13 protein-coding genes and 1 pseudogene are annotated in these 12,843 nt (G+C 65.5%); 8 read left to right on the top strand and 6 right to left on the bottom strand.

All coding sequences use genetic code 11. The annotated features are described in order from the left end of the window. Positions 1-183 precede the first annotated feature (183 nt). Positions 184-366, bottom strand: a complete 183-nt coding sequence (rpmF, locus tag A9K66_RS02545; protein ID WP_006203806.1) for a 50S ribosomal protein L32 — start codon at positions 364-366, stop codon at positions 184-186. A 153-nt stretch (positions 367-519) separates the two neighbouring features. Then, positions 520-1,227, bottom strand: coding sequence for a transglycosylase domain-containing protein (locus A9K66_RS02550; RefSeq protein WP_067319686.1), 708 nt, complete (start codon positions 1,225-1,227; stop codon positions 520-522). Between the two features lie 128 nt (positions 1,228-1,355). On the opposite strand from A9K66_RS02550, the gene A9K66_RS02555 reads away from it, so the two are divergent. Continuing rightward, a complete protein-coding gene (locus A9K66_RS02555) occupies positions 1,356-2,273 on the top strand; it encodes a polyprenyl synthetase family protein (RefSeq protein WP_067319337.1) in 918 nt (305 codons plus the stop codon). 37 nt (positions 2,274-2,310) lie between these two features. On the opposite strand, the gene A9K66_RS02560 is transcribed toward A9K66_RS02555, so the two are convergent. Next, on the bottom strand, positions 2,311-3,234 hold the full coding sequence (locus A9K66_RS02560; RefSeq protein ID WP_067319339.1) for an SMP-30/gluconolactonase/LRE family protein: 924 nt from the start codon (positions 3,232-3,234) through the stop codon (positions 2,311-2,313). Positions 3,235-3,367: 133 nt separating this feature from the next. Between A9K66_RS02560 and A9K66_RS02565 the strand changes: the two genes are divergently transcribed. The 3 genes from A9K66_RS02565 to A9K66_RS02575 are packed head-to-tail and all read left to right on the top strand — an operon-like array spanning position 3,368 to position 7,064. Next, positions 3,368-4,861: a sugar ABC transporter ATP-binding protein gene (locus A9K66_RS02565; protein ID WP_067319341.1), complete on the top strand. Its 1,494-nt coding sequence runs from the start codon at positions 3,368-3,370 to the stop codon at positions 4,859-4,861. 9 nt (positions 4,862-4,870) lie between these two features. Next, positions 4,871-5,953 (top strand): ABC transporter permease, encoded by a 1,083-nt coding sequence (locus A9K66_RS02570; protein WP_067319343.1) that lies wholly within the window; start codon positions 4,871-4,873, stop codon positions 5,951-5,953. Between the two features lie 13 nt (positions 5,954-5,966). Then, on the top strand, positions 5,967-7,064 hold the full coding sequence (locus tag A9K66_RS02575) for a substrate-binding domain-containing protein (RefSeq protein ID WP_067319345.1): 1,098 nt from the start codon (positions 5,967-5,969) through the stop codon (positions 7,062-7,064). Between the two features lie 67 nt (positions 7,065-7,131). On the opposite strand, the gene A9K66_RS02580 is transcribed toward A9K66_RS02575, so the two are convergent. From A9K66_RS02580 to A9K66_RS02590, 3 genes are all read right to left on the bottom strand, one after another. After that, complete coding sequence (locus tag A9K66_RS02580) at positions 7,132-8,124, bottom strand: LacI family DNA-binding transcriptional regulator (protein ID WP_082953666.1); 993 nt, start codon at positions 8,122-8,124, stop codon at positions 7,132-7,134. A gap of 75 nt (positions 8,125-8,199) precedes the next feature. Further along, on the bottom strand, positions 8,200-9,234 hold the full coding sequence (locus A9K66_RS02585) for an L-idonate 5-dehydrogenase (RefSeq protein WP_067319349.1): 1,035 nt from the start codon (positions 9,232-9,234) through the stop codon (positions 8,200-8,202). Positions 9,235-9,295: 61 nt separating this feature from the next. Further along, positions 9,296-10,243: a 2-hydroxyacid dehydrogenase gene (locus tag A9K66_RS02590; protein WP_067319351.1), complete on the bottom strand. Its 948-nt coding sequence runs from the start codon at positions 10,241-10,243 to the stop codon at positions 9,296-9,298. 78 nt (positions 10,244-10,321) lie between these two features. On the opposite strand from A9K66_RS02590, the gene A9K66_RS02595 reads away from it, so the two are divergent. From A9K66_RS02595 to A9K66_RS02610, 4 genes and pseudogenes are all read left to right on the top strand, one after another. After that, a complete protein-coding gene (locus tag A9K66_RS02595; protein ID WP_067319353.1) occupies positions 10,322-11,077 on the top strand; it encodes an SDR family oxidoreductase in 756 nt (251 codons plus the stop codon). Further along, on the top strand, positions 11,046-11,582 hold the full coding sequence (locus A9K66_RS02600) for a gluconokinase (protein ID WP_082953650.1): 537 nt from the start codon (positions 11,046-11,048) through the stop codon (positions 11,580-11,582). Before A9K66_RS02595 ends, A9K66_RS02600 begins: the two co-directional genes overlap by 32 nt. After that, a pseudogene (locus A9K66_RS02605) lies at positions 11,579-12,467 on the top strand (NAD(P)-dependent oxidoreductase). The gene A9K66_RS02600 and the pseudogene A9K66_RS02605 overlap by 4 nt, the downstream one beginning before the upstream one ends. Next, the gene (locus A9K66_RS02610) at positions 12,464-12,805 is read left to right on the top strand and encodes a hypothetical protein (RefSeq protein ID WP_067319357.1); all 342 of its coding nucleotides are present in this window, start codon (positions 12,464-12,466) and stop codon (positions 12,803-12,805) included. Before A9K66_RS02605 ends, A9K66_RS02610 begins: the two are co-directional and overlap by 4 nt. Positions 12,806-12,843: the final 38 nt, after the last annotated feature.

A 12,843-nucleotide genomic window follows, 5' to 3' on the forward strand; every position in this document is an offset into this window, starting at 1 on the left:
GAACACGCTCTAAATCCTAATGAAATAACGATGTCAGCCGTTTTTCCGCTGCCTTTTCGGCGGCTCGTGCCCAGCCAACGCGAGGACCTTCATCCGTCGCCAGAATCAAAAAGACCGGCCAGCGGCCGGTCCTCTGAAAACGTCACAACCATGGAAGCTTCTCAGCTTTCCCGTGCAAGCTTCTCAGCTTTCCTTCGGCTCCAGCACCTGGCGGCCGCGATACATGCCGGTCTTCAGGTCGATGTGGTGCGGCCGGCGCATTTCGCCGGAATTCTTGTCCTCGACATAGGTCGGGGCCTTGAGGGCGTCGGCCGAGCGGCGCATGCCGCGCTTCGACGGAGAAGTTTTTCTTTTTGGAACGGCCATGGATATGCTCCACTACATGGTCAAAATGCCCCGGCAACCCTCGCGAAAGGGCCGCATCGAGGCCATAATCTGAGAAAGTCGGGTGCCTATACACGCCTTGCGCCGTTTTGGCCAGCACTGGCACGAATTTTTTTGAGCCGGCGCCGCTTCATCTTATTCGAGGCAACCGACATAGGCGCCCGAACGCCCGGCGCGCCGCTCGATCAGATTGGCGAGACGCCTCAAACCCGGGCCTGGCCTGGCCGGATTGCGCGCGATCGGGTTGGGCAGGCTGACGGCAAGCAACGCTGCCTGCCGGCGCGACAATTGCCTGGCCGAGACGCCGAAATGATGCTGCGCGGCCGCCTCGATGCCGTATATGCCTGGCCCCCATTCCGCGATGTTAAGATAGATCTCCATGATGCGGCGCTTCGACATCACCGCATCGAAATAGACGGCCAGTGGCAGCTCGACGACCTTGCGCACGCTGCCGAGCGGCCGCGACCACAAAAACAGGTTCTTCACCGTCTGCATGGTGATGGTGGAGGCGCCGCGCGTTGCCTCGCCGGCAAGCGCATCGTCGACCACGCCGCGCAATTCGCCGAGGTCGACGCCCCGATGGAAGCAGAACTGCCCGTCTTCCGACATGATCACCGAATGCATGAGCACCGGCGCCACATCGTCGATCGAAACCCAGCGCCGGTCGTAGCCGGAGAAGGTGACAAGATCCTTCAGCATCAGCGTCGAAACCGGATGCACGAAGGGCGGCAGATAGAGAAAGGTGAGCGCGACCGGCATCGCGGCCAGCACGATCGCCGCGACCAGGCAGCGCCGGCCAAGGCGCTTGAGACCGGCGCGGTTCAGGCGCCGCGGCCGTGCCATGTCCAGCCCTTCGCTTTCATGTTCGACGATCGGTTCCGTCAAGTCGCCCCACCCGTGCCACCCGCTACTTCGGCATAATGGCGCGAGGCTGCTTGCGCAACGTCTGAGTGTCGGCTACCGGTCCGGCCATGTTGAAAGACGACCAGGTGGCCTTCGAATCCGCGCTTTTTACGCGCGCCGCAGCAGTCGAGGTCCTGCTGCGGCAGGTCTTCGATGCGCCTCTGCTCTCCGGCGAGATCGCCCGGCCGGAACGCCTGATGGCGGCGATGCGCCATGGCGTGCTCAACGGCGGCAAGCGGCTCCGCCCTTTTCTGGTGATGGAAAGCGCGGCGTTGTTTTCGGCAAATGACGAGGCGGCGCTGCGCGTCGCCGCCGCGCTCGAATGCGTGCATTGCTATTCGCTGATCCATGACGATCTTCCTGCCATGGACGACGACGATCTGCGCCGCGGCCAGCCTACGGTGCACAAAGCTTTCGATGAGGCAACCGCGATCCTTGCCGGCGACGCGCTGTTGACTTTGGCCTTCGACATCATCGCCGACGAGGCGACGGCGTTGCCGGCCGAGCGGCGGGCGGCGCTGGTGCTGGCGCTCGCCCGCGCCGCCGGAACCGGCGGCATGGTCGGCGGCCAGACGCTCGACCTCGAGGCCGAGCGCAAGCGGCCGGACGAGGCCGGCATCATCCGTCTGCAGGCGATGAAGACAGGCGCGCTGATCCGTTTTGCCTGCGAAGCAGGCGCCATCATCGCCGGCGCATCCGCCGTCGACCGTGAAAGGCTGGCGGAGTTCGGCTCGGCGATCGGTCTTGCCTTCCAGCTAGCCGACGACCTGCTCGATCTCACCGCCGACGCAAAGCAGATGGGCAAGGCGACCAAGAAGGACGCCGCTGCCGGCAAGGCGACACTTGCCGCGCTGCACGGCGCCGATTGGGCACGCGAGCAGCTTCACGGCCTCATCGACCAGGCTCATGCACTGCTGGAGCCCTATGGCGAGCAGGCGGATTTGCTGAAGGCGGCGGCAACGTTTGTCGCCACGCGGAGCAGCTGAGACCGCAGCCGACGCCGCGGACCTCAGGTCGCGGCTTTCACCCCCGCCCCGCCGCGTTCGCCACCACGAAAGCCGCGTAAAGCGACTGCCGCGCCGTGATGAACAAGCGATTGCGCTTGGGACCGCCGAAAGTCAGGTTGGCCACCGTCTCCGGGATGCGGATCTTGCCGATCAGCGTGCCGTCTGGATCGAAGCAGTGGACGCCGTCGCCGGCCCCTGCCCAGACGCGGCCGGTCGTGTCCACCCTGAACCCGTCGAACAGACCGGCCGTGCAGGTGGTGAAAACGCCGAGTTCGCGCAGATTGTTGCCCTCGACAGCGAACTTGCGGATGTGCCTTGGCCCGTCCTTCTGATGCGTGACGCCTGTGTCGCCGACATAGAGGATCGTCTCGTCCGGGGAGAAGGCGAGGCCGTTGGGTTTTGCCATAGTCGAGACAACTCGCGTTACCTCACCGGTTGCAGGATCGGCACGATAGACATGACATCCCTCGATCTCTTGCTCGGCGCGGTCGCCCTCGTAGTCGGTGGCTATGCCGTAGGGCGGGTCGGAAAACCATGCCGTGCCATCCGAGCGCACCACCACATCGTTGGGCGAGTTCAAGCGCCTGCCTTCGAAGCGGTCGGCGATCACCGATATCGAGCCGTCATGCTCGGTGCGGGTGACGCGCCGCGCTTGATGCTCGCAGGTGACAAGCCGCCCTTGGAAATCGACGGTGTTGCCGTTGGCGTTGTTTGACGGCGAGCGGAAGACCGAGACCGTGCCGCTGGTGTCGTCGTAGCGCATGATGCGGTCATTCGGGATGTCGGAGAAAAGGAGATACCGGCCGGCGGCGAACCACGCCGGGCCCTCGAGCCAGCGCCCGCCGGTCCACAGCCGCTCGACCGCAACGTGACCGACGAAACACTGCTCGAACCGCTCGTCGAGAACTTCGAACCCAGCGCCTTCAATGTCTCCGAACATGGTACTTCTCCGCGAAAACCGGCCCATCGATAGCCGGCGCGTTGATCCATTTTCAAGACTTGACCTGCATAAATGTTAGCGATAACATCGGTCGCAATTCAGTCATTTGCTTGGCTTGGGAGGAGGCCAAAAAATGCGGCCCAAGCTCATCGAATTCATCGACATCTCCAAGCGCTTTGGCGGCACCCTGGCGCTGAAGTCGGTCTCGCTCGACATCCATGAGGGCGAGATCGTCGCGCTGCTCGGCGAGAACGGCGCCGGCAAATCCACGCTGATCAAGACGCTCGCCGGCATCCACAAGCGCGACCAGGGCACGATCCGCTTTCGCGGCGAGGATTATCACCATCGCCCGCCCCGCCCCAATCAGCCGCAGAAGGTCGCCTTCATCCATCAGGACCTCGGCTTGATCGAATGGATGACCGTGGCCGAGAATGTCGGCATGGCGCAGGGTTTTTCGCGCCGCATCAGCCTGATCGACTGGCAAGACACCGAGCGCCGCGCCGAGCGCGCGCTGGCGCTGGTCGGCTGTGCCTTCGATCCGGCGACGCGCGTGCAGGACCTCTCCCGCACCGAAAAGTCTCTGGTGGCGATTGCCCGGGCTTTGGCCACCGAGGCCGACGTCTTGGTCCTCGACGAGCCGACGGCGAGCCTGCCGGCGGACGAGGTCGAGCGCCTGTTCGAGGCGCTCCGGCCGCTGCGCGAGCGCGGCGTCGGCATGATCTATGTCTCGCACCGGCTGGACGAGGTGTTCCGCATCGCCGACCGCGTCGCCGTCATGCGCGACGGCCGCATGGTCGCGGTCAAGCCGGTGGCCGAGACCACGCCGCAGGAACTGGTCGATCTCATCGTCGGCCGGCCGGCGCACCAGATGTTTGCCAAGTCGCATTGGCGGGACGGGCCGGAACGGCTCAGGGTGGAAAACCTGACTTGCGGCAGTGTCGGTCCGGTTCGCTTCGAGGCACGGTCCGGCGAGTTGCTTGGCCTGGTCGGCCTGCGCGGCGCCGGGCAGGAAGCTGTCGGCCGTGCGCTGTTTGGGACTGAAGCTTTCGACGGCTTGGTCTGGCTCGACGGCAAGCGCCTCGACCTGTCCTCGGTCGGCGCCGCTCTTGCCGCCGGTGTCGGACTGATTGCGCGTGACCGCACCGAGGAATCCGTGGCGCTGTCGCTCTCGGTGCGCGAGAACATGTATCTCAACCCCTCGGCCGTCGGCCGCGGGCTCTTCTCCTTCATGAAGCCGGCCCGGGAAAGCGAGCTGACGCGGGAGCTCGGCGCACGACTGGGGCTGCGGCCCAATGACCCGCACCTGCCGATCGAGGCGCTCTCCGGCGGCAACCAGCAGAAGGTGGTCGTCGGCCGCTGGCTGGCGACGGGCCGTAAGCTTCTGATCGCCGAGGATCCGACTGCGGGCGTCGATGTCGGCGCCAAGGCCGAGATCTATCGGCTGATCGCCGCCGCGGTCGAAGCCGGGCTGGCAGTGATCGTCGTCTCCACCGATTTCGAGGAAGTCGCCCACATCTGTCACCGCGCGCTCGTCTTCTCGCACAATCGCATCGTGCGCGAGCTCGCCGGCGATGCCTTGACGACGGCGGCGCTCATCAGCGCCGCTTCCGTGTCCGAAGCCGCCTGAGGAGGATCCATGAACTCGATCAAATCGACGGCGCTGGAGCCGACCCGTTCGGAGCTCGCCGGACTGAGCTACGGCCAGAAGGCGGCGCGCTATCTGCCGGTCTACGGCCTGCCGATCCTGACGCTGCTCCTGATCCTGCTCTTCTCGCTGCTCCTGCCGCGGACGTTCCCGACGCTGCTCAATTTGCGCTCGATCGTTTCCGACAAGGCGATCATCGCGCTCTTGTCGCTGGCGGCGATGATTCCGATGACTTCGGGCCGCATCGACCTCACCGTCGGCTACGGCATCGTGCTCTGGCACATCCTTGCCATCAGCCTGCAAACCGCATTCGGCGTGCCCTGGCCGCTCGCGGTGCTCATCGTCATCCTGCTCGGCGTGCTCACCGGCTTCATCAACGGCCTGCTGGTCGAGGTGGCGCGCATCGACTCCTTCATCGCCACACTCGGCACCGGCACGGTGCTCTACGCTTTGGCAATGTGGTACACGGGCGGCCGCCAGGTCGTCGGCGTGCTTCCCGACGGTTTCCTTTCCCTCAACGGCACCATGCTGTTCGGCCTGCCGATCACCGGCTACTACGTGGTCGTGCTGGCGCTGGTGATGTGGCTGGTGCTCGAATATATGCCGCTTGGCCGCTACCTCTACGCCATCGGCGCCAATCCGAAGGCGGCCGCGCTCAACGGCATTCCGGTGCAGAAATTCGTCATGGGGGCCTTCGTCGCCTCCGGCGCGCTCACCGCCTTGGGCGGCGTGCTGCTGGCCTCGAAGCTCAGGATCGGCCAGGCCAGTGTTGGCCTCGAATACCTGCTGCCGGCCCTGGTCGGCGCATTCCTCGGATCGACCACCATCAAGCCGGGCCGCGTCAATGTCTGGGGCACGATCGTCGGCGTCGTTATCCTCGCCGTAGGCATTTCCGGCATCCAGCAGTTCGGCGGGTCGTTCTGGGTAGAGCCGTTGTTCAACGGCGTCACCCTGCTCGTCGCGATCGGCATTGCCGGCTACGCGCAGCGGCGCCGCGGCGCGGTGGTGCCGGCATCCGCGCCCACCAGCCGACCAGCCACCAGCCAATCAACAAATACAACCGACAATGCTTAATGGGAGAAACGATATGCAGCGCAGAACAGTCCTACAGCTCGGAATTGCCTGCCTGGCGCTTGGCATCGCCTCGCCGGCGCTGGCCGACCCGATGGCCGACGCCAAAGCGGTGGTCGATAAATATGCCAGCAAGGTCGAGAAGTGGGACGGACCGACCACGGGACCGAAAGGGGCTGCCGGCAAGACCATCGTCGTGCTCGGCGCCGACATGAAGAACGGCGGCATCCTCGGCGTCACCAAGGGTGTCGAGGAAGCCGCTGCCGCCCTGGGGTGGACGGTCAAGACGCTTGACGGCGCCGGCTCCATCGGCGGCCGCACCGCTGCCTTCGGCCAGGCGCTGGCGCTCAATCCCGATGGCATCATCATCAACGGCTTCGACGCCGTCGAGCAGAAGCCGGCGATGGAGCAGGCCAAGACGGCCAAGATCCCGATGGTGGCCTGGCACGCCGCGCCGACCGTCGGCCCGATCGACGATCTCGGCATCGTCGCCAACGTCTCGACCGATCCAATGCAAGTTTCGAAGGCGGCGGCCGACTGGGCCTTTGTCGACGCCAAGGGCAAGCCCGGCGTCATCATCTTCACCGATTCCACCTACCAGATCGCTATCGCCAAGGCGGACCGGATGAAGAAGGAGATCGAGGATCTCGGCGGGAAGGTGCTCGAATATGTCGACACGCCGATCGCCGAGACCTCGCAGCGCATGCCGCAGCTCACCACCTCGCTGCTGCAGAAATACGGCGATCAATGGACCCATTCGCTGGCGATCAACGACCTCTATTTCGACTTTATGGGGCCGTCGCTCGCGGCGGCCGGCAAGTCCGGCACCGATGCGCCGATCAACGTCGCGGCGGGCGACGGTTCGGAATCGGCCTACCAGCGCATCCGCTCCGGCCAGTTCCAGAAGGTGACGGTGGCCGAGCCGCTGAACCTGCAGGGCTGGCAGCTTGTCGACGAGCTCAACCGCGCCATGGCCGGCGAGAAATGGTCGGGCTACATCTCGCCGCTGCATGTGGTGACTTCCGACAATGTCGAGTTCGACGGCGGCCCGGACAACCGTTTCGACCCGGGCAACGGCTACCGCGACCAATACAAGAAGATCTGGGGCAAATAGACGCCCTCCAGAACGATCAGCGAGCGGCCGGCGATCATCCCGCCGGCCGTTCGTTTTTTCCGACGCTTCAGGCCGTGTGTCGCACAACAACCCTGGGCGTCATGCCGACTACGACGCGGTCATCGAGCGCTCGCCGCCCGTTGAGCAGGTCGAGCACCAGCTCGGCGACGCGGATGCCGATCTCATGCGCGCCGACGTCGATCGTGGTGATCGAAGGCACCGACTGCTCGGCGAGATCATAGGCGCCGAAGCCGGCAATCGCCACGTCGTCCGGCACGCGGATGCCGCGTCGAACGCATTCCATCAGGGCGCCGAAGGCGGAGAGGTCGGACACGCACATCACCGCTTGTGTGTCCGGCCAGCGCGAGATCATCTCGACCATGGCGGTCGCGCCCTCGCGCATCGAGATCGGCGGCACGCCGGAGGCAATCACGCGCGAAGCGTCGAGGCCGCGGTCCTCCAGCGCCGCGACGAAGCCGCGCCGGCGGTCCAGGCCGCGGGTGTCCCGCGAGGTGTCGCCACCGATAAAGCCCAGCCTCGAATAGCCGCGCTGGACGAAATGATCGACCATCAGCCGCCCGGCATCGGCATTGGAAAAGCCGACGACGTGGCCGATGGGATCGGCTGGCAAATCCCAGGTCTCCACCACCGGAACGCCGGCATTTGCCAGCAGCTTGCGGCAGCGCGGCGTGTGCCGGCCGCCGGTGACGATGATCGCCTCCGGGCGACGCTGCAGCAATTGCCCGACCAGGCGTTCCTCCTCCTCGACATTATAGTCGGTGAAGCCGAGCAGGATCTCCAGCCCGCTGTCGCGCAGGCCCTCGGTCATGCCGCGCACCGTGTCGGCGAAGTTGGCGTTGTTGATCGAGGGGATCGTCGCGGCGACGAAGCCGGAGCGCCGCGACGACAGATTGGCGGCGATGCTGTCGAAGACATAGCCGAGCTCTTCAGCCGCCTTGAGGATGCGGTCGCGCGTATCGGCGCTGACCGAAGCGTCGCGCTTGAAAGCGCGCGACACGGTCATCGTCGAGACGTTGGCGCGATGCGCTACATCGGCCATGGTCGGCCTTTTGGGCGAAGATTGCATGGCCGTACGTTATCGATATCACGGCGGAATGCAACGCGCCGTTGCGGCTCACGCAAACGCGATCTGGACCTTCATCGCCTGGCCGCGGTCGTTGGCGAGCTCGAAGCCGGAAAGTGCTTCGTCGACCGGCACCGAGTGGGTGATCAGCGGCTTCACGTCGATGAGCCCCTTGCGCATCAGCTCGACGCCGACGGCGAATTCGGGATGGAAGCGGAACGAGCCGTTGATCGACAGTTCCTTGGCGGTCACCGTCGACATCGGCAGTGCCATCTCGGCGCCGCCGAGGCCGAGCTGGACGATGGTGCCGCGCGGACGCAGCGCCGCGATGCCTTGCGCCAGCGCCGACGCCGCGCCCGAACATTCGTAGAGGATGTCGAAGGTCCCCTTGTCGGCAAGGTAGGGCGCCAAACCTTCCGGCTCGCTTCGGGTGTTGATGGTCTTGTCGGCGCCGGCGCGCATGGCCATCGACAGCGTGAAATCGGCGATGTCGACGGCGACGATCTCGGCCGCACCCGCGCGGCGCGCGCTGATGATCGACAGCAGGCCGATCGGCCCGCAGCCTGTGACCAGCACGCGCTTGCCCAGCATCTCTCCGGCCCGGCGCGTCGCGTGCAGACAGACGGCCAGCGGTTCGGCCATCGCCGCCTCGCCGGCGGTCAGCCCATCGGCCGGGACGCACTGAATCGCGTCCGCCACCAGCATTTCACGAAACGCGCCCTGGATATGCGGGAACGGCATGGCGCTGCCGTAGAAGCGCATGTTGAGGCACTGGTTGTGCATGCCCTCGCGGCAATAGCGGCAGCTGTAGCAGGGCCGCGACGGAGACACGGCGACAAGCTGTCCCGTCTGCAGTCCACTCACTCCCGGCCCGAGGCTCTCGATCACGCCGGAGACTTCGTGGCCGAGGATGATCGGCTCCTTCAGGCGCACCGTTCCGAAGCCGCCGTGATTGTAGTAGTGCAGGTCGCTGCCGCAGATGCCGCCGGCGGCGAGACGCAACAGCACCTGGCCCGGCCCCGGCTCCTCGACCGGACGGTCCTCGATGCGCAGGTCTTTGGCGGCGTGGATGACGATCGACTTCATGGCAGGCGAACTCCTCGGACTGTGCAGGCAGGCTTTGCGTGAAAACTTGCGTAAAACAATTTCACAGCACCGGCGTCAGCAATGGCTGGCCAGCAAAATGGGCGGCGAGGTTGTCGCGTACCAGCTTGCCCATCGCCTTGCGTGTCTCGATGGTGCCCGACGCATGGTGCGGCTGCAAAAGGACGTTGTCGAGCGCCAGGAACCGCGGATTGAGCTTCGGCTCGTCCTCGAAAACGTCGAGCGCGGCAGACCCGAGCGCCTTCTTCTCGAGCGCATCGAGCAGCGCATCCTCGTCGATATTGGAGGCGCGCGAAATGTTGATCAGCATGCCGTCCTCGCCAAGCGCCGCGATCACCTCGCCATTGACGATGTGGCGCGTCGCGGCCGACGCCGCGAGCGTCACGAACAGGAAATCCGAACGGCCGGCCAGGGCGACGGGATCGGCGACGAACTCCCAGTCCGCGGCGAAATCCTTGGGCGCGACGTCGCTGTAGGCGATGTCCATGCCGAAGCCGGCCAGACGCTTGGCCACCTCATAGCCGATGCGGCCGAGGCCGAGCACGCCGGCCCGCCGGCCCCAGACTCGGCGCTTCAGCGGGTAAAGGCCCTTAGAGGCCCAGCTGCCGTCGCGCACCCAGCGCTCGGCGCCGATCATGCCGCGCGACAGGCACAGCATCATGGCGATGCCGAGATCGGCGACGTCGTTGGTCAACACATCAGGCGTATTGGTGACCCGCACGCCGCGCTCTCGGCACGCCGACAGATCGACCGCGTCGAAGCCGACGCCGTAGACGGAGACGACCTCGAGTGCCGGGCACGCCTCGATCATGGCGCGGTTCGCGCCGAGTTCGCCGCGGGTGGCGATGGCGCGGACCTGCGGCCCGACGTCGGCGAGGAAGGACGGCTTGTCCTCGGCCGCGAAATAACGATGCACCACGAAGGCTTCGTTGAGCGGCACCTCGTCCCACGCGGGATAAGGTCCAACCTGAAGGATATGGGGCCGCTGCATCGGTTTTCGCTCCACTTGACTTGACAGCTGATGTTATCGATAACATAAAACGGACAGCGACGAGAGGCAATCGAGAAAATGTCGTCCACCTTGTTCGATCTCACCGGGCGCACCGCGCTCGTCACCGGCTCCTCGCAAGGCATCGGCTTTGCCTTGGCAAAAGGGCTCGCCGGTGCCGGGGCCAAAGTGGTCCTCAACGGCCGCGACGAGGCAAAACTCGCCGTTGCGGCCGCGCAAGTCCCCGGCGCTGTGACGCTAGCCTTCGATGCAACCGACCATGATGCGGTACGCGCCGCCATCGATGCGTTCGAGCAGACTCACGGAGCGATAGACATTCTGGTCAACAATGCCGGCATGCAGTTCCGTACGCCGCTCGAGGACTTTCCCGCCGACGCGTTCGAGCGCCTGCTGCAGACCAACGTCGCCAGCGTCTTCCATGTCGGCCAGGCCGTGGCGCGCCACATGATTAGGCGCGGCCGCGGCAAGATCATCAACATCGCCAGCGTGCAGACCGCGCTCGCCCGGCCGGGGATCGCGCCCTACACGGCGACCAAGGGCGCGGTCGGCAATCTCACCAAGGGCATGGCGACCGACTGGGCCAGGCACGGCCTGCAGTGCAACGCCATCGCGCCCGGTTATTTCGACACGCCGCTCAATGCGGCCCTTGTCGCCGACCCGGCCTTCAGCGCCTGGCTTGAAAAGCGCACGCCGGCTGGCCGCTGGGGCAAGGTCGAAGAACTGGTCGGCGCCTGCGTGTTCCTGGCTTCGGACGCCTCTTCCTTTGTCAACGGACATGTCCTCTATGTCGATGGCGGCATCACAGCTTCGATCTGACCTGCCGCCGCGCATGGTCGTCATGGGCGTCACCGGTTCGGGCAAGACGACGGTTGGCGAGGCGCTGGCCCGTGCGATCCACGCGACGTATGTGGATGGCGACAAGCTGCACCCTGAAGCCAACACCGCCAAGATGAGCGCGGGCATTCCGCTTGACGACGCCGACAGGTGGCCATGGCTGTCGAAAGTCGGCGGAACGCTGAGGCTGCAGCCCGCACCGGTCATCGTCGGTTGTTCGGCGCTGAAGCGCGCCTATCGCGATTTCATCACCGAGCAGGCCCGCGCGCCGGTGCTGTTCATCTATCTCGATGGTTCGCGTGAACTGATTTCCCGGCGCATGAGCGAGCGCACCGGCCATTTCATGCCGACCAGCCTGCTCGACAGCCAGTTCGCGACGTTGGAAGTGCCAGGCAAGGACGAGAATGCCATCGCGGTGGCGATCGACGCACCGCTCGAAAAGATTGTCGCGGACATAACGTCCAGATTTGAGGAGCGACCGTCATGACCAACATAGTCGCGCTAATCGGTGCCGGTGCCATGGGCGGAGCGATCGGCGAACGCCTGCTCGCTACCGGCAACCGGCTCTTCGTGTTCGATCTCGACACGGCCAAGGTGGAAACGCTGGTTGCGAAGGGCGCCAGCGCCGCGGCCAGCGCGGCCGCGGCCGCCGCAGCGGCCGACTTCGTCATCCTCAGCCTCAATTCCGCTGCGATCGTGCGCCGCGCCGTGTTCGGCGATGGCGGCGTCGCCGCTGGCGCGAAGCCCGGCACGCTGATCATCGACATGTCGTCCATCGACCCCGACGCGACGCGCCAGCTGGCGGCGGACGCCGCCGAAAAGAGTCTGCGCTGGGTCGACTCCCCGCTCTCGGGCGGGGCGCCGAAAGCCCTCGTCGGCGAGCTGACGCTGATGGCCGGCGGCAAGGCGGAAGATGTGGCGGACGCGCACAAGGTGCTCCACCACGTCGCCAGCAACTATACGCATATGGGCCCGGCCGGTGCGGGGCAGACGACGAAGCTGATCAACCAGGTGCTCTGCGCCCTGAACTTCATGGCTGTGGCGGAAGCGACCCGGCTGGCGCTCGATGCCGGCGTGGACGCTCTCAAGATCCCGCAGGCGCTGAAAGGCGGCCGCGCCGACAGCGCCATTGTGCAGGAATACCTGCCGCGTTTTTGCGACCCTCGACTACCGGCGCACCGGCCGCATCGACAATATGGTCAAGGACCTCAACGCCGCGCAGGACCTGGCGCGGCGCACGCACACCGCAATGCCGCTGACGGCCGTCTGCGCCGAAGTGCACCGGCTGTTGACGGCCGCCGGACTGGGTGGCGAGGACCAGGCCGCTTTGATGGAATTTTTCCGACGCAAGGATGAGGAGCCCGCAGCATGATCACACGCTATGCGCTGTTTGAAGGCAAGGTGAAGGACGGCCAAACCGAAGCCTTCCGCGAGGATGTGATCAGAACCGTCCTGCCGAAGTGGAAGGCTTTCCCGGGCGCGCTAGACGTACGCGTCAGCTTTGCCGAGAAGCGCGACGACGGCGCGCCGGAATTCCCGATGATCCTGGCGATCAATTACCGCGACATGGCGGCGGTCGACGCGGCCCTCGCGAGCCCAGCCCGCGCCGAATCGCGCGCCGCGACCGAAGCGGTGCTGTCCCGATATTTCGAGGGCCGCATTCACCACCACGTCACCATCGCCAACGAGTTTTCCCTGTCGACGGATTGACGTGCTTAAATCTGCCTCTGAGCCCTAAATGCGCAGGC

Origin of the sequence: Mesorhizobium sp. AA23, from assembly GCF_001672435.1 — a bacterium.
Classification (GTDB): Bacteria; Pseudomonadota; Alphaproteobacteria; order Rhizobiales; family Rhizobiaceae; genus Mesorhizobium.

Bases quoted from the DNA above. Each gene is read 5' to 3' on its own strand.
- rpmF (WP_006203806.1), bottom strand. From the start codon at position 366: ATGGCCGTTCCAAAAAGAAAAACTTCTCCGTCGAAGCGCGGCATGCGC.
- A9K66_RS02550 (WP_067319686.1), bottom strand. From the start codon at position 1,227: ATGGCACGGCCGCGGCGCCTGAACCGCGCCGGTCTCAAGCGCCTTGGC.
- A9K66_RS02555 (WP_067319337.1), top strand. From the start codon at position 1,356: ATGTTGAAAGACGACCAGGTGGCCTTCGAATCCGCGCTTTTTACGCGC.
- A9K66_RS02560 (WP_067319339.1), bottom strand. From the start codon at position 3,234: ATGTTCGGAGACATTGAAGGCGCTGGGTTCGAAGTTCTCGACGAGCGG.
- A9K66_RS02565 (WP_067319341.1), top strand. From the start codon at position 3,368: ATGCGGCCCAAGCTCATCGAATTCATCGACATCTCCAAGCGCTTTGGC.
- A9K66_RS02570 (WP_067319343.1), top strand. From the start codon at position 4,871: ATGAACTCGATCAAATCGACGGCGCTGGAGCCGACCCGTTCGGAGCTC.
- A9K66_RS02575 (WP_067319345.1), top strand. From the start codon at position 5,967: ATGCAGCGCAGAACAGTCCTACAGCTCGGAATTGCCTGCCTGGCGCTT.
- A9K66_RS02580 (WP_082953666.1), bottom strand. From the start codon at position 8,124: ATGGCCGATGTAGCGCATCGCGCCAACGTCTCGACGATGACCGTGTCG.
- A9K66_RS02585 (WP_067319349.1), bottom strand. From the start codon at position 9,234: ATGAAGTCGATCGTCATCCACGCCGCCAAAGACCTGCGCATCGAGGAC.
- A9K66_RS02590 (WP_067319351.1), bottom strand. From the start codon at position 10,243: ATGCAGCGGCCCCATATCCTTCAGGTTGGACCTTATCCCGCGTGGGAC.
- A9K66_RS02595 (WP_067319353.1), top strand. From the start codon at position 10,322: ATGTCGTCCACCTTGTTCGATCTCACCGGGCGCACCGCGCTCGTCACC.
- A9K66_RS02600 (WP_082953650.1), top strand. From the start codon at position 11,046: ATGTCGATGGCGGCATCACAGCTTCGATCTGACCTGCCGCCGCGCATG.
- A9K66_RS02610 (WP_067319357.1), top strand. From the start codon at position 12,464: ATGATCACACGCTATGCGCTGTTTGAAGGCAAGGTGAAGGACGGCCAA.